At 51.9% G+C, this 22,043-nt stretch carries 19 protein-coding genes; 12 read left to right on the plus strand and 7 right to left on the minus strand.

All coding sequences use genetic code 11. The annotated features are described in order from the left end of the window. Positions 1-524: 524 nt before the first annotated feature. The 11 genes from AC3CB2_RS16555 to AC3CB2_RS16605 all read left to right on the plus strand — a co-directional run bounded on the left by AC3CB2_RS16555 (position 525) and on the right by AC3CB2_RS16605 (position 12,891). A complete protein-coding gene (locus AC3CB2_RS16555; protein ID WP_352934492.1) occupies positions 525-1,727 on the plus strand; it encodes a substrate-binding domain-containing protein in 1,203 nt (400 codons plus the stop codon). Between the two features lie 175 nt (positions 1,728-1,902). Continuing rightward, a complete protein-coding gene (locus AC3CB2_RS16560; RefSeq protein WP_352934494.1) occupies positions 1,903-2,802 on the plus strand; it encodes a bile acid:sodium symporter family protein in 900 nt (299 codons plus the stop codon). A gap of 17 nt (positions 2,803-2,819) precedes the next feature. Next, positions 2,820-3,611 (plus strand): ABC transporter ATP-binding protein, encoded by a 792-nt coding sequence (locus AC3CB2_RS16565; protein WP_352935140.1) that lies wholly within the window; start codon positions 2,820-2,822, stop codon positions 3,609-3,611. Next, a complete protein-coding gene (locus AC3CB2_RS16570; RefSeq protein ID WP_352934496.1) occupies positions 3,604-4,329 on the plus strand; it encodes an ABC transporter ATP-binding protein in 726 nt (241 codons plus the stop codon). The genes AC3CB2_RS16565 and AC3CB2_RS16570 overlap by 8 nt, the downstream gene beginning before the upstream one ends. Then, positions 4,326-5,354, plus strand: coding sequence for a branched-chain amino acid ABC transporter permease (locus tag AC3CB2_RS16575; RefSeq protein WP_352934498.1), 1,029 nt, complete (start codon positions 4,326-4,328; stop codon positions 5,352-5,354). The genes AC3CB2_RS16570 and AC3CB2_RS16575 overlap by 4 nt, the downstream gene beginning before the upstream one ends. Before the next feature lie 12 nt (positions 5,355-5,366). Beyond that, positions 5,367-6,422 (plus strand): branched-chain amino acid ABC transporter permease, encoded by a 1,056-nt coding sequence (locus AC3CB2_RS16580; RefSeq protein WP_352934500.1) that lies wholly within the window; start codon positions 5,367-5,369, stop codon positions 6,420-6,422. A 335-nt stretch (positions 6,423-6,757) separates the two neighbouring features. Next, positions 6,758-6,970: a cold-shock protein gene (locus tag AC3CB2_RS16585; RefSeq protein ID WP_008552358.1), complete on the plus strand. Its 213-nt coding sequence runs from the start codon at positions 6,758-6,760 to the stop codon at positions 6,968-6,970. Between the two features lie 401 nt (positions 6,971-7,371). Beyond that, positions 7,372-7,923, plus strand: a complete 552-nt coding sequence (locus AC3CB2_RS16590; protein WP_054784375.1) for a TetR/AcrR family transcriptional regulator — start codon at positions 7,372-7,374, stop codon at positions 7,921-7,923. A 191-nt stretch (positions 7,924-8,114) separates the two neighbouring features. Further along, the gene (locus AC3CB2_RS16595) at positions 8,115-9,203 is read left to right on the plus strand and encodes a TRAP transporter substrate-binding protein (RefSeq protein ID WP_352934503.1); all 1,089 of its coding nucleotides are present in this window, start codon (positions 8,115-8,117) and stop codon (positions 9,201-9,203) included. A 362-nt stretch (positions 9,204-9,565) separates the two neighbouring features. After that, positions 9,566-11,611, plus strand: a complete 2,046-nt coding sequence (locus AC3CB2_RS16600; protein WP_352934505.1) for a methyl-accepting chemotaxis protein — start codon at positions 9,566-9,568, stop codon at positions 11,609-11,611. Between the two features lie 101 nt (positions 11,612-11,712). After that, a complete protein-coding gene (locus AC3CB2_RS16605; RefSeq protein WP_352934507.1) occupies positions 11,713-12,891 on the plus strand; it encodes a BaiN/RdsA family NAD(P)/FAD-dependent oxidoreductase in 1,179 nt (392 codons plus the stop codon). On the opposite strand, the gene AC3CB2_RS16610 is transcribed toward AC3CB2_RS16605, so the two are convergent. The 7 genes from AC3CB2_RS16610 to AC3CB2_RS16640 form a co-directional block, all read right to left on the minus strand. Beyond that, on the minus strand, positions 12,888-13,478 hold the full coding sequence (locus AC3CB2_RS16610) for a polysaccharide biosynthesis/export family protein (RefSeq protein ID WP_352934509.1): 591 nt from the start codon (positions 13,476-13,478) through the stop codon (positions 12,888-12,890). The genes AC3CB2_RS16605 and AC3CB2_RS16610 overlap by 4 nt on opposite strands. 4 nt (positions 13,479-13,482) lie before the next feature. Beyond that, positions 13,483-14,685 (minus strand): O-antigen ligase family protein, encoded by a 1,203-nt coding sequence (locus AC3CB2_RS16615; protein WP_488389909.1) that lies wholly within the window; start codon positions 14,683-14,685, stop codon positions 13,483-13,485. 231 nt (positions 14,686-14,916) lie between these two features. Further along, positions 14,917-15,690 carry a metallophosphoesterase gene (locus AC3CB2_RS16620; protein ID WP_352934513.1) on the minus strand — a complete coding sequence of 258 codons (774 nt, stop codon included), beginning with the start codon at positions 15,688-15,690 and terminating at the stop codon, positions 14,917-14,919. Positions 15,691-15,696: 6 nt separating this feature from the next. After that, positions 15,697-18,012, minus strand: coding sequence for a polysaccharide biosynthesis tyrosine autokinase (locus AC3CB2_RS16625; protein ID WP_352934515.1), 2,316 nt, complete (start codon positions 18,010-18,012; stop codon positions 15,697-15,699). Continuing rightward, a complete protein-coding gene (locus tag AC3CB2_RS16630) occupies positions 17,999-19,081 on the minus strand; it encodes an outer membrane beta-barrel protein (RefSeq protein WP_352934517.1) in 1,083 nt (360 codons plus the stop codon). Before AC3CB2_RS16630 ends, AC3CB2_RS16625 begins: the two co-directional genes overlap by 14 nt. Positions 19,082-19,291: 210 nt before the next feature. Then, positions 19,292-19,879, minus strand: a complete 588-nt coding sequence (locus AC3CB2_RS16635; RefSeq protein ID WP_352934520.1) for a hypothetical protein — start codon at positions 19,877-19,879, stop codon at positions 19,292-19,294. 245 nt (positions 19,880-20,124) lie between these two features. Further along, positions 20,125-20,754, minus strand: coding sequence for a sugar transferase (locus tag AC3CB2_RS16640; RefSeq protein ID WP_352934522.1), 630 nt, complete (start codon positions 20,752-20,754; stop codon positions 20,125-20,127). Positions 20,755-21,503: 749 nt separating this feature from the next. On the opposite strand from AC3CB2_RS16640, the gene nusG reads away from it, so the two are divergent. Then, entirely contained in the window at positions 21,504-22,043 is a 540-nt protein-coding gene (gene nusG, locus AC3CB2_RS16645) for a transcription termination/antitermination protein NusG (protein WP_352934525.1), read from the plus strand.

Raw genomic sequence — 22,043 nt, forward strand, 5'->3', positions numbered from 1 at the left:
CTGTTAAACCAACATTCTTATTGTTATTGAAGGTAGCAGGATCTTGTTATCATCAGGTTGTCAGAGATGGTGAATAAACACTTAGCTGACTTGCCTCCGGAGAGAGGCGACCTAACGGCTAATTGAGGTGGAAACAGGGCGAAATATGGCTTTTCCATGGCGTGTGGCCGTCAGCTTGTCGCAGAGGAAGCGCGTGCAGGCTCAATGACTTACAGTGACAGGCCGTATCGCACAGATTTACAGAGCTGCCCTACAAGTATTGACAAATATTGATAAGATCACTCATTTTGAAAAATCGTTTTTCTCCCATCAAAAATATGAGTGACTGAATTTTCTTAGTGAAACCGCTAAATACAAGTCATCTCCGAATACCTTAACAATTTGGCTCAATCTGGAATCATTGACTCCTTCCTGAATACATGCGTCAACTATCTTTACGTTGTATAAGATTTGGCTTCCAAAGTCTTTCGAGAGAACGACTGCATTTCAGAGAAGCTCCGGGACAGCGCGGGAGGGGTTTCATTATGCATAAATTACTTCGGGCCGCGGCGGTTAGCCTGGCGGCCAGCGTATTTGCACTTACTGTTTCATCAAGCATTTCCTCTGCGGAAGAACCAATCAAGATTGCCCACGTTTATGGTAAAACAGGCCCGTTTGAGGCGTATGCCAAGCAATCCCATGTGGGCCTGATGATGGGGCTGGAGTACGCCACTGGCGGAACCATGGAGATTGATGGCCGTAAGATTGAGGTGATTGAGAAGGATAGTCAGCTCAAGCCGGATATCGGGCGGGCCATGCTGGCCGAAGCTTATGGCGATGACGAGGTGGATCTGGCAATCGGGCCAGTCTCTTCTGGCGTTGCACTGGCCATGCTGCCCGTTGCAGAAGAGTATGAGAAGCTGCTGATTGTGGAACCAGCGGTGGCAGACAGTATCACCGGGGCCAACTTCAACCGTTACATTTTCCGCACATCCCGCAACTCCTCTCAGGATGCAATCGCCAATGCTGTGGCGCTTGGGCAGGATGGCGCCTCCATCGCTACGCTTGCTCAGGATTATGCGTTTGGCCGGGATGGTGTGGCTGCCTTTCGCAATGCCATTGCAAAAACCAATGCCAAGCTGGTGTTTGAGGAGTACGCACCGACGGACACCAAGGACTTTACCGCGAGTGCCCAGCGCATTTTTGAAGCGCTGAAGGATGAAGAGGGCCGCAAGTTCCTGTTCGTGATCTGGGCTGGCGGCGGCAATCCGCTGGCGAAAATCAATGCCATGAACCCGGAACGGTATGGGATCGAGATTGCGACAGGCGGCAATATTCTGGCTGCACTTAAAGCCTACAAGGCTATGCCGGGTATGGAAGGGGCGACCTACTATTACTACGAGATCCCCAAGAATCCGGTGAACGACTGGTTGGTTAAGGAACATCAGGCTCGTTACAGTTCACCGCCGGATTTCTTTACCGCTGGCGGCATGGCTGCGGGTATCGCGGCTGTGGAGGCGATCCGTAAAGCTGGTTCTACAGATACCGAAGAGCTGATCACCGCGATGGAAGGCATGGAGTTTGAAGGGCCGAAAGGGCTGATGAAATTCCGTGCGGAGGACCATCAGGCACTGCAGTCCATGTATCACTTCAAAATCCGTGTGGACCCTGAGGTGGAATGGGGCATTCCTGAGTTGGTGCGTGAACTCACCATTGAGGACATGGATATCCCTATTCAGAACCAATAGGTCTGGCACCCTCACGCTTTCAGGAGGGAGCGGGCCTCTCGCTTCCTCTGCTCAATCTCAAAAACACAATGCTCTGGCCCGTGATGCTTTTCTGCTTTGGCGCTGACCTCATCCCCAGCTGCAGATGATTGGCACAACGGGACTTACAGAGCACCGAAGAGCGAAGTACAGGCCCATGGACATTCTCTTAAAGCTGTTTTTGCCGCTTTCGCTGGCGTTTATCATGTTCTCCCTCGGGATCACGTTGACACTGCAGGACTTCAAACGCGTGGTGCAGATGCCGCGTGCGTTCAGCGTTGGCATGCTGGGGCAACTGTTGTTGTTACCCGCCATCGCATTCCTCATTTTGCAGGTGGTTGAGCTGGAGCCAGCCATGGCGTTTGGCGTGATGCTGCTTTCCTTTGCACCGGGTGGTGTGACGTCCAACATGCTGACGCGATTCAGTGGCGGGTCGGTTGCGCTGGCTGTGTCGCTGACTGCTGTTACCAGTGTGCTGTGTGTGCTGACGGTTCCGATTTTTTCGGCAGCAGCGGCGGATTACTTTCTGGGTGCGGCAATGCCCAAGATTGATGTGACTGCCATTGGCATATCCATGGCGCTGATTACTGCTGTACCCGTTGCTTTAGGTGTGGCCATCAATCATCTGGCGCCCTCGTTTACTTCTGCTATCTCCAAGGTGGTTTCCCTGGTGGCTTCCGTCTTGTTCGTGGTGATTGTGCTGGGTGCCATTGCCACCAACTGGTCGGTGCTGACCGCCAATATTCTGGAGTTGGGGCCGGTGCTCATCTTCCTGAATGTGGTGATGCTGCTGATTGGTTATGGCGGGGCGAAGATGATGAAGCTTTCGCATCCGGACAGTGTTGCCATTGCCATGGAAGTGGGCGTTCAAAACGCCACGCTGGGGATCACCGTCGGAGCTCTGATTGCCATGAGCGGTGAAGCCTTACCGCCTTATAGTCTAGCCTCAGGCATTTACGGCATCACCATGTATGGCTGCGCTTTCCTCTTCATCTTATGGGCACGGCGGAAGGCGAAGGCACACCCGGAACTTCGTGCTCAAAATGAACTCTCTTAGAAAGCAGGCCTCTGGTGATGCAAGCAGATGAGAAGCCGGTTCTGAGTACGCATGATCTGACCATTCGCTTTGGTGGTCATGTGGCCGTTGATGCGGTGTCCTGTGATTTTCATCGTGGGACGCTGACGGCAATTGTTGGGCCTAACGGTGCGGGGAAGACGACTTACTTCAACCTGATCTCCGGCCAGCTGGCGGCTAGCTCAGGTCATGTCTGGTTCAATGGTGAGGACATCACCCGCATGTCCGTGGCGGATCGTACTTTGCGGGGGATCGGGCGGGCGTTTCAGCTGACCAATCTGTTTCCCGGCCTGAGCGTCCGTGAAAATGCGCGGCTTGCTGTGCAGGCTCATCAACGCATGGGGATGGATCTGTTTTCCATGGCGGACAGTCATGTGGAGCTGATCCAGAGGACGGAACACATTCTGGCGGAGGTGCATCTGCTAGACAAGGCGGAACAGATCACCTCAGAGCTCTCTCATGGAGATCAACGCAAGCTGGAAGTGGCGCTGATGATTGCCATTGGTCCGCAGGTGCTGATGTTTGATGAACCGACGGCGGGCATGAGCGTTGATGAAGTACCCATTGTGCTCGATCTGATCCGTGAGCTTAAACAGGACAAGGACCGAACAATCCTGCTGGTGGAGCACAAGATGGATGTGATCCGCTCTCTGGCAGACCGGATTATCGTGCTGCACAACGGAGAGCTGGTGGCGGACGGAGACCCGGCGGAGGTGATCGCCTCCCCTGTCGTGCAGCAGGCCTATCTGGGTATTGCGCCCGAAGAGAAAGAAGAGGGTGCGCATGTCTGATGCTCTTCTCACGCTGAAAGGCGTTCACACACATATCGGGCCTTACCACATCTTGCAGGGCGTTGATCTGGAGGTTCCGCGCGGCGGCGTGACGGTTCTGCTGGGCCGAAATGGTGCGGGTAAGACAACCACGCTGCGCACAATCATGGGACTGTGGCAGGCTTCACAAGGGGCCATCCTGTTCGACAATGCTGAGATCCAGAAAGAAACCACACCTGCCATTGCCCAGCGGGAGATTGCCTTTGTGCCGGAAGATATGGGCATCTTTACCGATCTGACGGTTCATGAAAACATGCTTCTGGCAGCTCGCAGTGGTGCCATTGATGAGGAACGGCTGAGTTGGATTTTTGGCTTGTTCCCTCCCCTCAAGACATTCTGGCAGAGTGCGGCTGGCAATCTTTCCGGCGGACAAAAGCAGATGCTGGCTGTTGCGCGGGCGATCATCGAGCCACGTAAGCTGCTGCTGATTGATGAGCCAACCAAGGGGCTGGCTCCTGCGATTATCAACGCCATGATTGCCGCGCTGAAAGAGCTGAAAGAAATGCAGACGACAATCCTGCTGGTGGAGCAGAACTTTTCCATGGCGCAGGCGGTGGGAGACACCGTGGCGGTGATGGATGACGGGCGGATTGTGTACTCCGGCGACATGGCGGAACTGGCAGACGATGCTGAGTTGCAGGAGAAGTTGATGGGACTTTCACTGGAGGCGCACCAATGAGCGACAGCCTGATTAAACCACGCATTGAACGCCCGCCCCTTTCTGAAGTGATTGAAGCCAAAGCTCCCTTGTTTCTGGTACCGGTTCTTATGCTGATAGGGTTGCTGGCGATTGGGTCAGGCTCCACCTGGTTGACGCTGACCGCAGCAGGGCTGGCGATGGGGATGATGATCTTCATCATGGCCTCGGGCCTGACTGTGATCTTTGGTCTGATGGACGTGATCAACTTTGGGCACGGCGCGTTCATCTCGCTGGGCGCTTTTGCAGGTTTCACCATCTTGGGCCTGTTGGGCGGCTGGATTGAGAGCCCCAGCATTGCGCTTAATCTGGGGGCTGTTTTGCTGGCAGTGGCGTTTGCCATGCTGGTGACAGGGCTGGCAGGTTATGGCTTTGAGCGGTTGATTGTGAAGCCGGTATATGGGCAGCATCTGAAGCAGATCCTCGTGACTATGGGCGGGTTGGTTGTCACCCAGCAGTTGATCTACGTGATCTGGGGGCCGGATGAGATCGTTCTGGCGCGGCCATCTGCGTTTCAGGGCTCCTTCGTTGTTTTAGGAGCTGCCATTGAGAAGTATCGCGTGCTGGCCATTGCAATCGGACTCGCGCTGTTTGTTGCCATGCGGTTGGTTTTGAGCCGGACACGCATCGGACTGCTGGTGCGAGCTGGCGTTCAAAATGGCGAGATGGTGGAAGCGCTCGGGTATCCAATCCAAAAGCTATTCCTCGCTGTCTTCATGGTTGGCTGTGCGCTGGCCGGGCTCGGCGGTGTGATGTGGGGGCTTTATCAGGAAACCATCACGGCTCATATGGGCGCTGAAGTGATGATCTCCGTGTTCATCGTGGTGATCATTGGTGGGCTTGGTTCCATTGAAGGCTGCTTTATCGGGGCCATGCTGGTGGGGTTGCTGACCAACTACACAGGCTTCCTGATCCCCAAGCTGGCATTGGTTTCGACCATTCTGCTGATGGGGGCTGTTTTGATGTGGCGGCCTCAGGGGCTTTACCCTGTCGTCAAAGCACATTGAGGAGTTCAGGCGATGATGATGAAACTCCTTTCCGGTGACAGCCCACGTAGCAAGATGCTCAGTGCCGTACTGCTGCTCATTCTGTTTGGCTTGATGTTTGCGCCCTTCCTGTTTCCGGGCACGCGGTCATTGGATACAGCAGCGCGGATCTGTATCTTCATTGTGCTGGTGGCCAGTTATGACTTGCTGCTGGGGTACACGGGTGTGGTGTCCTTTGCGCACACCATGTTCTTCGGCATTGGCGCTTATGGAACCGCGCTGGCACTGGTGAACATGGGAGCCTCCTACAGTGCGATTGTGCTGGGCACCGTATGCGGTGCGTTGGTGGCTGGGGCGTTTGCCTTTGTTATTGCGCTGTTTTCTCTGCGCGTGAAGGCGATCTTCTTTGCGATGATGACGCTGGCAGTGGCGAGTGCGTTTCTAGTGCTGATTTCACAGCTGTCAGGCATCACTGGCGGTGAGGATGGGTTGAGCTACCGCATTCCCCGCGAGATGACGCCTGCGTTCAAGCTGGTGAAAGAGAAAGTTCTGGGTGTTCGGCTCAATGGCAAGCTGATCACGTACTATGTGGTCTTCTTCAGCAGCCTGTGCCTGTTCCTTGTTTTGCTGCGCATGGTGAACTCGCCGTTTGGCCGAGTTCTGCAGGCGATCCGCGAGAATGCGTTTCGGGCAGAGGCTATCGGGTACAAAGTGGTGCGGTATCGTAGCGTGGCGACGATCCTGTCTGCGGTGATGGCAGCGCTCGCGGGCTCCCTGATGGCCATCTGGTTGCGCTATACCGGACCGGCAACCACCCTCTCTATGGATATAATGGTGGACATTCTGTTGATGGTTGTGATTGGCGGAATGGGTAGCATGTATGGCGCTGTGATTGGGGCTGTTCTGTTCCTGCTCACACAGTCTTACCTGCAGAATCTCCTTGGTATCCTTCAGGAATCATTGGGTAGTTTGCCCGTTGTGTCTGAGGTGGTCTCGCCAGAACGGTGGCTGCTGTGGCTGGGAATCTTGTTCATCTGCAGCATCTATTGGTTCCCCAAGGGCGTGGTAGGGCGGCTGCGAGGTACATAATTCTCCGAGATTTCGCTTTTTTGGCGTTTACACCTTGTGGATTTCATCGGGAGTACCTAGGTTGGCATGGACGAGCGAGCTAAGAGATTTGCTTATCCCGTAGTATTAGAGGGGCGACATATGACCCGTCCCCCTATATGAGAATTAAGACTGGCTTTTTTGAACGAGAACAGAGCTCAGGCTTGGTTACTACGGGCTGTTTTTGGAGACACACTTGGCAGTGTTACGATTGACCGATCGCGACAATGTCCTTTTCTGCCTTTGAATACATTGCTCGTCACAAATAACTCGCCCTCATCAGGTGAGTTGGATTTTTTGGCTTAAAGGACGTTTCGATGAGACAAGACGGTACCCTCAAATTCTTCAACCACGACAAAGGCTACGGCTTCATCACCCCAGGTGACGGATCCAAGGACATCTTTGTTCACATCACAGCTTTCGAACGCTCCGGCATCGCAGTTCCAGCTGAAGGTGCAGCGATCACTTTCGTTGCTGAAGAAGATCGTCGTGGCCGCGGTTTGCAGGCTTCCCAGATTGAGCTTGCTTAATCTTTACGATTTGTGGGATTGCAGGGTTTGCTTCAGCGCAAGCTGAACGCACATTGTAACCACCTCAGGATTGGCCTGATGAGCGCGGCTTGTGCCGGACGCCGTCAGGCCTTTTCTTTTTTACGCGCAGATTTCAGCGATTTTTCCACGCAGGCCCTTGCCTAAAGCTCCTGTCTTCCTATTTACGGAAACAGGCTGCAGCACACTGCCTTCGATAGTGGGTATTTTGTGCAAAGCCGCTCACATCTTTGTTTTCACACCCTAAATTTCGTGGTTGTCCGGGTGACTTGGTCTCGCAAAGTTGCCGCTGATGGCCTATACTGACAAAAGTCGCAGATCTGCGCTGACGTACAAAACATTATTCTCTGCGGTTTCTCGCAGAATTGGGCAAGGGACTCATTGTGAAGGGCACGACGAAAGCCAGCAGAACACAAAATCGCATTCTTGATGCGGCCATCGACTATGTGCAAGCACAGGGCGGTGGGCAGTTTTCGTTGGATGCTATTGCCAAGCATGCGGGTGTTTCCAAAGGCGGTCTTCTATACAACTTCCCGAGCAAACAGGCGCTCATCCGCGCCATGGTTCAGTATCACGTAGATAGCACGCGAGAGACAATCGCTTCGGAAGAGCACAAGCTGGCCGAGGACCCATATCGCCACAAGCTGATGCGTGCTTTCCTGAAAGGGCTTTGCAGCAAGTTCAAGGAAGACAACAAGGCTGCCTCCGGCATGCTGGCTGCAATTGCGGATGACCCAAGCCTGCTCGATCCTGTCCGCGTGTTTCATAAAGAGATGTATGCTCGTATTCAGGATGAGTCAGAGGACCCAGAGCTGGCAACACTCGTCTATCTGGCTGTTGAAGGCGTTCACAGCAATGGCATCTTTCAGGTTCTGGATGAGACCCAGCTGAACGTTGAAGAGCAGCTTGAACGGATGTTTGAGATACTCAAGTAAAGCTCTGCCAGACTTGAACTCTTCTCAGGCCTGAAAACCCAAATATATCGCCAGAGCCCCCTCCCCTCTGCTAGCATTGATACTTAAGTGTTTTATACGGAGAACCGGTTGCGTTCTTCGTGGTTGCTCAAGGCGTATCCTGATCCGAAACCGCTGTCATTTTCGGAGATACGCTCAACGGAGGGGTACAGATGAAACGTCGTGACTTTCTTAAAACAGCTGTGGCAACGGGCGCTGCCGGTGGGGCCTCAGTTCTTGCTGCGCCAGCGATTGCAAACGCGACGCTGAACCTGAAGCTTGTGGGTGCATTCCCAAAGGGTTTCCCGGGTGTTGGCACATCTGCTGAACAGCTGGGCAAGCGCATTGAAGCGCTGTCTGACGGCAAAATCTCCATCAAGTATTATGGTGGTGGTGAGCTGGTTCCTCCGTTTGAGACTTTCTCTGCGGTCTCCTCTGGCACGGCTGATATCGGCCACAACGCGCCTTACTATCAGGTGGGCAAAATCCGCTCGACCATGTACTTCACCACCTTACCATTTGGTCTGGATGCAACTGAGCTTTCCGGTTGGCTACGCCATGGTGGTGGTCAGGCACTTTGGGACGAAGCTTATGCACCGCACAACGTGAAGCCGTTTTACGCAGGCAGCTCTGGCGCGCAGGCAGGCGGCTGGTTCAAGAAGCCAATCAAGTCTCTGGATGATCTTGTTGGCCTGAAGATGCGTATCGCGGGCCTTGGTGGAGACATCCTGCGCAAAGTGGGGGCAACCACTGTTGTGACCCCTCCGCCAGAGATCTACCCGGCACTACAGTCCGGCGTTGTTGATGCAGCTGAGTTTGTTGGCCCGTGGAATGACCTTGCACTCGGCCTTTACAAAATCGCACCTTACTATCACCTACCAGCGTTCCATGAGCCAGGTCCGGGTCTGGAAATGATCGTGAACCAGAACACCTATGAAAACCTGAGCCCATGGCTGAAGGAAGTTCTGGCACAGGCGGCAACTGCGCAAGCGGAAGAAAGCACCGCGGAGTTCCGCTACAACAACACAATCGCTCTTTCCACACTGGTTGAGCGCGGCGCTATTCTTTCCGCCTTCCCACCGGATGTGATTGAAGCCATTGGTGCAGCGGCCCGTCAAGTTATTGCGGCATACCCATCAGGCGATGCAATGAGCGAAAAGATCCACGGTTCCTACATGGAATACGTGAAAGCTTGCTCTTTGTACGGTGCACGGATGGAGGGACAGCTCTATCAGGACCGAGCTCAGGTCTGGTCCACTTAAAGCTGGCTCAAGTAAAACAAACAGGCGGGGAGAGTTATCTCCCCGTTACCCTAGGTTGCTTAAACGACTCACCAAATGCACACTAGAATGAGGCTTCCCTCTTGTAGCCTCTGAAAACTCAAGTATATTTGGGAAATAGTAATTATTTGCAAATTGCATATATACTTATAGCGTAAGTAGTTTATCTACCAACACTACTTAGGTGAGAATAAGTAGGTAGTTAGTACAAATCTAAGCAGTAGAATAAAGACTCTATAAAGAATTACTGACTCAATTTGGGCGTGTATTCACAAATCAGTGAAACTGGGTGTCAGATTACCCCCTTTTAAATTGAAACTTGGGTTTCCCTAACAGGTGCTCTCATGCGTCGTATTCTTTTAAAATATCGCATCATCGCGATATTCATGCTGGCATTTGTGCCAATGCTTTATTTTGCAGGTGCACAAATCATCACCGCCTACAACAACAAGGTGGAAGCATCTAACATCGGACAGGTGGCAGAGTTTGTGCCTGTGTTGAGTGCGGTTGTCCATGAGTTGCAGAAAGAACGCGGTCGCTCCGCCGGGTATCTCGGCGCGAAAGGCAAGGCATTTGCCGAAGGCCTTGCAGACCAGCACAAGCTGACCGACAGCAAAATCCGTATTTATAAAACTGCGCTGGAAAACATTCACCTCGCTTCCATTGACAAGGGCCTTGCTGCTCAGGTGGAGATGGTGAACAGCCGGTTGGCAAACATTGATCGCATCCGCAACAACGTCAAAAGCCTGAATACGACCGTTGGCGAGACTGTTGCTTACTACAGCGGCACCATCAATGAAGCCTTCACCTTCCTGCCAAGCACCATCGCTGTGAGCCGCGATGCAAGTCTGGTTCGCGAGCTGAGCATGTATGAAGAGATTCTGCTTGGTAAAGAGAATGCAGGCATTGAGCGCGCAATCGGCGCGAACGGCTTCAGCGCACAAGAGTTTAATGCAACGATCTACCACCGTTTCGTTCGCCTAGGCGCAAGTCAGGATACCCACTTCAAAACCGCTCGCGCGCTGATGACTGGTCCTCAGGAGAAGTTTCTTGATAAGATCTTCAGCCGTCCAATCATGAGTCAGGTGCAAGCTGCGCGTAAACTGGGCTATGCCTCCGCATTTGGCGGTGATATCTCCTCCGTATCCGGCACCGAATGGTTTGATTTGGCAACCAAACGGATTGATGCGCTGAAAGACTTCGAAGATTACGCAGCTGATGAGCTGGTGATGCACGCACAGAAGTTGTCTGCGGAAGCGCAATGGCAGTTCATGTTTGCGCTGATCATCGCTGGTTTGGTGACCGTGCTGGGTATTGGTGCTGCTTACACGATCATCCGCAGTGTTTCCGTTCCAGTTGCAGCTTTGCTGACAGATGCTCGCAATCTGGCTGATGGCGATACCTCCGTTACCTTCTCCGGCGCTGTCGGCGTTGATGAAGTCGGTCAGGTGGCAAACGCCGTGATGTCCTTCCGTGACACTGTTGCTGAGCAGAAGCGCCTGCAGAGCCTTTCTGAGAAGGAACATGAGCAGGAGCGCAATCGTCAGATGCATGTTGATCAGCTGATCAGTGCATTCAACGATCAGGTGTCCAGCGTTCTTGACCGTGTTGATGACAACACCGGCAAGATGCAGCAGACCGCAGACTCCCTCACCCACATTGCGACCACCACATCTGATCGTGCAACAAGCGCTGCTGGGTCTTCCGAGCAGGCCTCTTACAACGTGCAGACCGTGGCTTCCGCTGCTGAAGAGCTTTCTGCGTCCATCGAAGAGATTGGCCGTCAGATCTCCCAGACCAAGCAGACCGTTGACGATGCAACCACTGTTGCAACTGCCACCAACGATCACGTCACGGATCTGGATCAGGCCGCGCAGAAGATTGGCGAAGTGGTCAACCTTATTCGCGATATCGCTGAGCAGACCAACCTGCTGGCCCTGAACGCGACCATTGAAGCAGCACGCGCTGGCGAGATGGGCAAAGGCTTCGCGGTTGTAGCCTCTGAGGTGAAAGAACTAGCAACCCAGACCTCCAAGGCGACTGAAGAGATTTCCTCGCAGATCTCCGGTATTCAGGGTTCCACCAAGGAAGCTGTGACCGCCATTGAGCAGATTGCAGGCACCATGCAGCAGGTGAACGAGTACACCAGCTCCATCGCCACCGCGATTGCACAGCAAAACGCTGCGACCTCTTCTATCAGTCAGAACATCCAGCAGGCCGCACAAGGCACTCAGGATGTGGCGGACAGCATGAATGTGGTGACCAGCTCTGTTCAGGAAACCAACAGCTCTGCCAATGAAGTGCTGGAGGCTTCTACCTCTGTTTCCAAACAGGCAACGGAGCTGCGCCAGACCATCTCAACCTTCCTGAAGGATGTTGTGGCTGCCTAATTGGCCGGTCAAAGCGAAGAGTTGATGTAGGGAGGGCTTCGGTCCTCCCTATTTGTTTGTTCCCGAGTTGACCTTGGCTGGAAAGCCCATATAAGGGCGCCATGCAAAACGTTGATGTTTTTATTATAGGCGCAGGCGCCGCTGGCCTGATGTGTGCCATTGAGGCTGGCAAGCGCGGTCGTTCCGTGCTGGTTATTGATCACGCCAAGCGCCCAGCGGATAAAATCCGTATTTCTGGCGGTGGTCGCTGCAACTTCACCAATCTGCACGCCTCTCCTGCCAACTATCTTTCCGAGAACCCTCGTTTTGCGGTGTCAGCGCTGAAGCGCTATACCCAGCACGATTTTATCGCGCTTGTCGATAAGCATGGCATCGGCTGGCATGAGAAGACATTAGGGCAGCTGTTCTGTGATGACAGTGCCCAGCAGATCATCGACATGCTGCTTGGCCTTTGTCAGCAGGCTGGCGTGCGTATTCAGCTGGAAACCAGCATCACCTCCCTGACCAAGCCGGACGACCGCTTCACCATTGGAACTTCCAGAGACACAGTGCGTGCGCATTCTGTCGTGGTGGCGTGTGGTGGGCCTTCCATACCCAAAATGGGCGCAACTGGCTTTGGTTACGAGATCGCCAAACAGTTTGACCTGCCTGTGGTGACGCCTCGTGCTGCGCTGGTGCCATTTGTGTTTGATGATGCCATGCGCGAGCGCTCCAAGCATCTGGCTGGTGTTTCTGTTGATGCTGTCGTGTCTTTCAAAAAGACCAGCTTCCGCGAAGGCCTGCTTTTCACACACCGCGGTCTGTCCGGTCCATCCATCTTGCAGATTTCCTCTTACTGGGAAGAAGGCAAAGACATTCGCGTTAATCTTCTGCCCGACACGGATGTGTTTGAGGCGCTGAAAGCTGCAAAGCAGAACCAGCCCAAACAGGACATCAAAACAGCCCTTTCCGGCTTGTTGCCCAAGAAGCTGGCGACCCACATTGCAGAGGAACACAAGCTGGGCGGACGTCTGGCGGACACCTCCGACAAGGTGCTGCGCAAAGCTGCTCTGGCGATCACCGAGTGGACCATCAAGCCTGTAGGCACAGAGGGCTATCGCACTGCTGAAGTCACTCTTGGCGGTGTCAGCACCAAGGCGCTCTCCTCCAAAACCATGGAAGCCTCAAACGTCCCTGGCCTCTTCTTCATCGGCGAAGTCGTCGACGTCACCGGCCACCTCGGCGGCTTCAACTTCCAATGGGCCTGGGCATCAGGGCATGCGGCGGGGCAGTTTGTTTAAAAGAACCGTTCAGGAACTCGGATGCTGTCGCCGGGTTGGATGTAGACGCGGGCGCCGGTGAGTTTCACCGGGATATCGTAATCATTGCCATTTTTGCGGATGAAGACGCGTTTGGTGTTGGCTCTGTAGGAGTATCCACCTGCGATGGCCACTGCATCCTGCAGGGTGAGGCCGTTTTTGTAGGGATACTCGCCGGGTTTCCCGATTTCTCCCTGAATGAAAAATGGTCTGTAATTCAACACTTCTAGACTGATGCGTGGGTCTTTGAGGTAACCATCTTTCAGGGCAACGACGATTGCGTCTTCCAGTTCACCCAGGCTTTTGTTTTTGGCTGCGACATCTCCCACGAGTGGCAGGTCCAGGTTGCCCTGATCGTCGACGACAAACTCACCTGACAGGTCTGGCTCACCGAATACGATGAGGCGCAGTTTGTCTCCTGAGCCTAAGTGATAGGCTTTAGCCTGTGAGAACGCACTGTCTGTGACCAGTTGCTGATGCTGTGCGGAACTACTCAGATCACTTGGTGTGCAGCCGTGAGCCCAAAACGCAACAAGGAGGACTGACAGGATGTGCTGTATGTATTGCATTACATTACCCTCTTACACTACTGCCTGCTCTGCTGTTCCTTGCACTCAAGGACTGCGCAACACCTACACACAACATAACAATGTAAACGAGAGCAACCGCTTGTATCTCAATGCTGAAATCTACCGTTGAGTGAATTACGACAACGGCGGAAGAGCAAATTCCAATTGTAGGGTACAGTTTTCGGACCCGCCGGGAATGCAAGCCAGACAAACACTTAGAAAACGACCAAATGAACACTGCAAATAGGATTACGCTTGCAGGAATGCCAAGCCCTACAATTGCTTCAAGATAGCTGTTGTGAGCCTTGTCCCATGTGAGTTCTGCAGGGAGCTCAGAAGTCGGGTAGAGCATCAGCATCGTCGGGAAGGCTCCGGCACCTACGCCCTGTAGCGGGTAGTCTCCTATTATCTGCAGAACAGTTTGATAGAGCTGTAGTCGATAGCTGTCAGAGATCCCCTGCTGGATCAGTCGGAGGCCTATTGCATTGCCGGACTGCACTAGCAGAAGCCCGATTACACCTGCAACCACCAGAACAACAAGTATGGACGAGGCGGAGACACCACGAGACCTTCGTTTTCGGCTGATGGAAAACGGGCCAAGGCATAGGAACAGAAAGAGTAAAAGTGCAATCAAACTGGAAGCGATGCCGGCTCTGGAGTTGGTGAGGAACACTGCACCCCACAGAATGATTGCAGGACCCAGCAAGGAAGCAGTTTTAAGGGAAACAAGTTTTTCCAACAAGTGAAGGAATGGTTCAGACATGCTTGAAGCCTGAACCAGCTTACGAACTCTGGCATAAAGCAATGTGGTTGCGGTTATCGCTGAGATGCCGAAATAAGTAGCTGCGCTGTTGCGGTTTACAAAGGTTGCCGTGAGGTTGGTCGTATCAAACCGTGGGCCAAACCAGAGGATATTTGGATCGCCTGAAGCCAGAGCCATCGCGCCATAGATTGCGTAGGTTGTGGCTGAGTAGGTCACTACCAGAAGTATAACATAAGCACTCGAGGTTTCCTTAGCAAACTGAGTGACAAGCCAGGCGAAAACGACGTACGTGGTTAGTCTCAGTAAAGTGAGTTTGCTGAGCAAAGGATTGGCAGTCATCCGACCATCTAACTCCTCCTGCAACAACACCTCTGAGTAGTTCCAGATCGGGTTAGATAGACCAGCGAAGTCACTCGGGACCAGCTGGATTGAGATCCACAACAACACACTGCCAATGCATAAAAAAGGGAAGACTAACTGGCTTATCGGAGGACCTTGGTAGCTCCAGTTTATCCTTGCAGTACCCCAGAGGAGAAACGCCGCCCAAACAACCGCAAAGTTCACGATCCAAAGTAAAACCCTGTTGCTTCCTAAAACCAGCGGACAGAAAGCTATAAGAAGCAGTAGTAGAGTAAAAGCAGCTCTATCAAGAAATGATTTCGGCATACTCCCTCCTCACCCATGCAAAATACTTGCTTGTGATCCTTCAAGTTTCAAAACCGAGAGTTCACCGGTGAAGTAGGCGCCAGTATCAATATTGATGCGGTTTTCAAGTATCTCTGGTACTGAAACTGGAGTGTGCCCGTGGACGATTTTTTTCTGGTAGCATCTTGCAGAAGTGAGGAAAGCATCACGTATCCATAACTGCTCGGCAGTGGTTTGCGCGGAGAGCTCTTTCTTTGGATTAACGCCAGCGTGCACGAAGTAGTAATCACCCAGCTCAAAGCTCGTTGGAAGCCGGCTTAGAAACTCAATCAATCGAGCTCCCATCACATTTTGCAGATCACACCGCAGCTCGTTGCTCAAAAGATGGGGATCTGTTCCGTTTAAGGACACACCAAAAGAAGACAGTGTTTCCAAGCCTCCAAATGAGACCCACATTGAGATCAGGGACGGGTTCTTCAGAAAATCCAGCAAGACCTCTTCATGATTGCCTTTGAGACATATCCGTTTCCTTGTGTGGGAGGAGTGAAATGCCAAATAATGGAGAACCTCTGCACTTTGCTTGCCGCGGTCGATGTAGTCACCCAGAAAGATCTCATAGCAGTCGCCGGAGTATTCAGCAGCATCCTCGTCAATCATCCTGATTGCGCCCTTCAGTAGTTCAAAGGAGCCGTGAATATCTCCGACTACATAGGCCCGGGTGTTGTCTGGTAGTTCAAAAACCCGGGCCGATTGGTTGATATCATGCGAGCGCGAGGCTCTGTGTTTTCTGAGTAATGACAACATGAGGCACTACCCGTAGTAGGCTTCGTATTTGAAGTAATCGTAGCCGTAGCTTGACTGGTAGCTGTACTTCTTTGCTTTGTTGGAGTTGAAGTTGTTCAGCACTACTCCAAGAATGTTCGCGTTTGCTTTCTCCAGAAGATCAGTTGCACGTTCAACAGCAAACCGGTCTGTTCGGTCCCAGAAAGAAACCATTATGGTGCCTTGAACCATTCGAGACAGCACACGACTGTCGATCACCGGAAGGACAGGCGGGCTATCGATCACCACCAAATCAAACGTTTTGGAAGCCGCATCTATCAAAGATTGCATTGCCATCGAAGAAAGGAGTTCGGCTGTTTCCCAGAGATCATTTCGTCTTGGAGCTGGCAGGAAATAGAGTGACGAGTTCGGCTCTTTCCGAACTGCATCTTTGATGTTGAATTCCCCTGTCAGAACGGTCGCAAGATTGGCTTCTGTCGAGCCAGCCAAAGCAGCTGTTGAAACAGGGTGGCGCATATCTGCGTCAATCAAAAGAACGCGCTCACCTGTTTTTGCTGCATAATGCGCTAAGTTCAGAGCCACAGTGGACTTACCTTCGCCCGGAAGAGCTGACGTAATCAGCAGTGTTTTGAGAGAGTTATCGACGTTGGAGAACCGGACACGGGACCGCAATACCCGCACTGCTTCAGCATACTGGCTGAATGGATTTTGCGAGGCGTACTCCCAAATTCCCTCCGGCAGCGTACGTAGCTTAGCTCTCGCTTTAGAGTTTGCCGGATACTGTGCACTCTTGAACCCAAGGCGAGCTTTCAAGTTGTTCCAAACGCCAGCGATCATCCCGCCCTCTTTGTTGATGCTAGACGAATGCTGGTCAATCATTGGCACTGTTGCAAACAGTGGCAGGCCAAGCCGTTCCTCAACATCTTCATGAGACTTGAGTGTGTAATCGAAAAGTTCCAGAAGAAGGGAAATCACAACACCGACGACCAATCCAAGTAAAAATGACAGCACGACGAAAAGCTTCTTATTTGGATAACTGCGCGCGACCGGTGGCGTCGCTTGCGTTAGGATCCGACTGGTGATGTTGTCCATTTTCTCAGATTCCTGCGTTTCCTTGAACCGGTTCAGGAATGACTCGTAGAGAGTTCGATTGGCCTCTGCCTCACGTGTAAGCTCACGCAGATAAACAAGGGCCTGATTTTCTGAGCTCGTTACATTGCGAAGTTGTTCAAGGCTGCTTGAGATAGACAGCTCACGGCTTCTGGCAACGGCCAGTTCGTTTTGCGCTGTGTTGACGATGCGCTGCAGTTCCTCGCGAATTTGGCGATTGAAATCAGAAAGTTGTGAGCGAACACTGACGACTTCCGGGTGTTTCTTTCCGTACTTCACCACCAGCTCAGCTTCTCGCCGCGCAACCTCAGATGCCTTTGCCCTGAGCTGTGTAATAACAGCCGACTGTGCGGCATCTGCAAAAGATGAGGCCGAGCCGCCCTGTTTGCGGACTTTATCTATCTGGTTAACTTTCGCCTGCGCTTCAGCCGTTTTTGCGCGGGCTAGTACAAGTTGCTGATTGAGAGTTGCTATCTGCTTTTCATTGAAGGTGGCACCGTCCGCAACTTGAAGGTTGTTCTCGTTTCGGAAAATCTCAACGGCCTGCTCAGACTTGCGTACCCTCTCCCTCAACTCCGCCAGCCTGATACTGAGCCATTCATTTACACGGCGCGTTGCATCGTATTTGGTTTCAAGCTGATCCATCAGGTATGCATTTGCAAAGCCGTTCGCCAGTTCTGCTGCCAGACTTGGAGATCGGGCTTCGTACATAACATCAACCACGGTTGTGTTACGACGAAGCTTTACATCCAGACCGGAGAGTACTCGTCTTGAGAGGTCAGAAGGATCACGTCCGTAAGCTGTAAAGGTCTCCTTCTCTTCAGCTCCCATTACCTTCTTTATAATGCCGTTGATGAGAGACGGTGTCGGCAGGAACTCAGGAGAGTTCCAAAGGCCATGCTTATCGATGACGCGCTCAGCTACAGCATTGGAGCCAATTATCTCAATCTGGCTTTGCAGCATTTTATCATCAGAGCCGAAGCCGCTGAGGACAGCTTCAACATCCACAATATTCGCTGCCCGGGTTTCGATAAGAATAGAAGTGGTGGCGGTGTATTTGGGTGTGGCTATAAGAGAGATACCCGCCCCAACGATTGCTGCAAACAGCGCACTGCCGATGATAAGCGTGGCATAGCGCTGGATAAACTGCAGAACTTCCCGCAAGTCGATCAGTTCTTTGGGTTGCTCCGCAGGAGGCGTGGAAGTTGACGTTGCCGCGTTAGTACTCTGCATTAAAGTTGACCCCTAACAAATGTCTGTCGTAGCTCACGCCAGGTCGATCAGAACTAAGCCTCTCGTATTCGTATGCAGCACCCAACTTCATGTAGCGATTGACGAAATAGTCCGTCTTAACCAATGCTCTATATCTGTTGTCAACGCGATTAACCCCTAGGTAGTCTTCGCGCGAGTAGATGAAGGCGGGTGAGAAGATCCAGTTTCTTAAGAACTCATAGTCGACAGCGATTTCTGCATAAGATTCCAGCTGTCCAGCAGAACCAAAGACATAACTTTCTTCAATGGATTGAAGACCGATGATGTTCACGGTCACCAGTGCAATGGGTGTCCATTGAAGTTCAACGTTATAGGCGAATGTCTGAATATCCTGACGAGTTTCCAACTCGTAGTCCTGACTGAGATAACCGACACCCGCAGATCCATGAATGGTCCCGCGCATATCAAACTCCATTCCAGCTAAGAGTTCGATGCCACTTGAATCGCGATTGCTTGATCCGGTGTCGCGCCAGTTACGCTCATTGAACTCAGCGCTGCCATAAAAGCTCAAGCCGGGGAAGTATGCATATGAGACCTTTGCTATCAGATCATATCGATAACCATCACGGTTATCCTGATCCAGTACATCTCCATCGACGGATTCGACGTCGTGGTAATCATAGTGACTGATTGAGCCTGTTGCTCCTACCGTCACGCGATTGAAGGTTTTCGAGGCCCCCGCATATCCGCCATATACGTTATAGCGAACCCCAGTCTTTGAGGTGAGCGGAACATCATTGTCTCCCAGTTCATCCTGGTTCAGCTCAATCCTCCCGCCTAAGTTCAATGCAAGGTCATTCAGCACATCGACGCGACCGTCGGCAAGTGCCCGCCCTGAAAGGGTTGAGGCATTGGCATCTTCAAAAACATAACGTTCCCGTGCAGAAAGGTAGAGATTGAGGCTGTGTCTGGAGAAATCGGAGTTTACCGCAATAGCGGGCGAGATCAGGCCAACAAGACTGCCCTGCATGTTGTTTTGCTCTTGGTAGATATTGGAGTCGTAATAAAGGCCTGAAGTAAGCGTGGGCATGATAAGCCAGCCAGGGAACCTCATCCCCTGAGCATCATATTCAGGCCTTGGCCGCATTCTGACCCGATATTCTGAAAACTTACCCAGCACCACTTTAGTGCCCTCTTCGGCAACAGATGCATCCGAACAGAGAGCAGCCAAGCCTGCTAGCAATATGGGCCGTATGCTTCTCATCCATGCACCAACGGTTGAAGTAAACTCCGAGCAACATCAATTCGGGCTTGGGAGGCTAAACCCGCCCCCACTTCCTTTTCCGGTTGTGGGAGCATCACGGGTTCTGGCTCCGACTTGCAGACGGGCACCAGCGACAACACCTGATCCGCGCGTGGCAGAAACCGCATTAAATGCTGTCTTCATCGAATGGCTGGAATTGACAATAGCTTGCTCCAGCGTGTTCATTCCATGAGCGTCACCGGTGCTCATCATGGGTTGAAACGCCATGTGTAAACCCACGCCCATTTGCTCGGCCTGCGGACCAGAAACAAACCAAGAAAGGCGGGAAACTGCATGTGCCATCGACGGATCACTTGCCACTGCCTCACTGATCGCTTGCGCAAACTGAGGAGTTGCAATGTGCGGACTGGACTGCATGGCATCCCCCAGCATTTGCAGATGACTGTCCTCCGCAGTGCTCACGAACTGAAGCATGAGGCCAACCGATGAGACGGGATCGGCCATGACGTGCTCAACCATTGCATTTGCTGCATCTGGCACATCTTGTGCAAGCACCGGCGTTACCCAAAGAGACAAAGCTAATGAGCTCGCACCAATGCAGAGCAATAGGTTTCTTTGCTTCATTTCAAAACATCCAAATTAGCGTCAAATTTCCAACTGAAACAGTTTCAGACAAGCAATCCTGCATGCAGCAATCAAAACAGCAGGTTCTGGAGAACAATGCTTTCGCTGCTTCTCAGAACTTTGGCTTTCCGCCAGCACCAGACGGCGCCGACGAGACCTTACGCAAACTACTGAGGATACTCATTCAAGGTGGGAACACGGCGCGTGCGCCGCGGGACTTCTCATTGGTTCGGCAGTTTAATGAGTTACTCAAACTGCTCTGTGACGATCTCATCTCCGCGGAATTCAGGCATAGTTGCATGGCCTACTGCGTTGATGCCTTCACGCCTAAAAACGATTATGAACGTAAGAAAGATGATCTTAAGGTCCAGCCAGAAGCTCTTGTTCTCGACATACCAGACATCAAGCTCAAAACGAGATCCCCAGTCGAGGCTGTTTCTGCCATTGACCTGGGCCCATCCAGTTATGCCTGGCTTCACCAAATGTCGACGCAACTGGCGCTCTGAGTAGAGCTCTAAGAAGCTTGCAAGCTGAGGGCGTGGTCCTACAATCGACATGTCGCCCTTCAAAACATTAATAAAGCCAGGCAGTTCATCAATGCTCCAGGCACGGAGAAACTTGCCAAAGCGTGTTAAACGCTCAGCGTCTGGTAGCAACGCGCCATGCTCATCGCACTCGTCTGTCATGCTTCTCAGCTTGTAAATCTGGAAATTTCTACCAGCCTGCCCCGTTCGTGTTTGCTTGAATATTATTGGTCTTCCGAGTTTAACTCCCACAAGCAGTGCGGTACTCGCCAGAATTGGCAGAGTGATGGTTAGGACCGCCAGGCTGAACATAATATCGAAAGCCCGGGTCATGTAGTCTTGGTACTTCATTTAACAACCCCTCAGAATAATTGAAGGAAATGCGTAGTATTCGCCGCATTTACCTCCTCAAAGGAGCCGCCCTGATACAAATTGCTTTTTATGTACTCGCTGTTTGCTGAGAATCACTCTTTCGAAAATCAGGAAGAAAACAAGAGCATGAAACAAATCGCTCTCTCTTAGCTGTGAGTTGGAACATATTGCTAGAATAAACCCACCCAACTCGCAGTAATCGTAAATACACCCTCGAATCACATCACCGCTGACACTAAGATCTACTAGAGCAGAGAAAAAGCACGGCTACGCCATAACTCGTGATTGGCATCATTGCTTGTTTTTACTGGGATTTTGATGAGTTCGAGCTTGTATACTTGAAGGTTTGACTGAACAACGGGAACAGAAGTGAGAGTGCCAAACTAGCAGATTTCTACTCATTCCTTTTATTACTACCGTTTTTTCAGTCCATGATTTTGGATGCAGTGATTTTTCAACGATTGTCTTGGCATTTATTTTCAGATTACGTTTCTAATCGACTCACCATGCAGTTGTGAAAACCCTTGCATGACAATATCTTATCAGCAAATCACTTAATCAACGCCACGCAACATTTGAGTGGTGGTGCGGTAGCCGTTGCTTTTCAGGCTCCAAAATGAAGCTTCCATCAGTTGATGGAGACCTACTTATGGTTCCTTCAACTCAACTGATCGACCGACTTCAATGCACCAATTTGCCGAACATCCCTAGTCACTCTTGAGGTAGACATGATTGCTACTGTCGAAAATGATCCCAATCATTGGTTTCTTGTTCAGCTGAAACCCAACGGATTTGACATGGCGTTGCGTAATTTACTTAGGCAGGGTATTGCCTGCTTTATGCCCCTTCAACGAGGCGGAACTTCGCATGCTTCCAGAGGCAAAACTACAGGTCTACGACCTCTTTTTTCTGGATACCTGTTCGTCAACTTTGATCCACTCAGTGGCAAATGGCAGTCGGTAAACAATACCAAAGGCGTGACGCGACTGGTCGGGTTCGGAAATGGGCTACCTTCACCAATTCCTGCAGCACTTATCGAGGGATTGCAGACTCGCTGCGACAGCAAAGGCGAGCTGTTACCGATTGATGATCTGGTCATCGGAGAGAAGGTTCGTATCGTTGCCGGACCATTTGCAAACTATATCGTTGAAGTAGAAAAACTGCCGGACACAACACGCGTTGGTGTCTTGTTTGAGATGCTTGGCAGAACGGCACGCGCCACAGTTCCTGTAAGAGACCTTATCCGTTGCGGGAGTAGAGCTGCCTGA

The sequence above is a fragment of the Pseudovibrio sp. SCP20 genome (assembly GCF_057774105.1).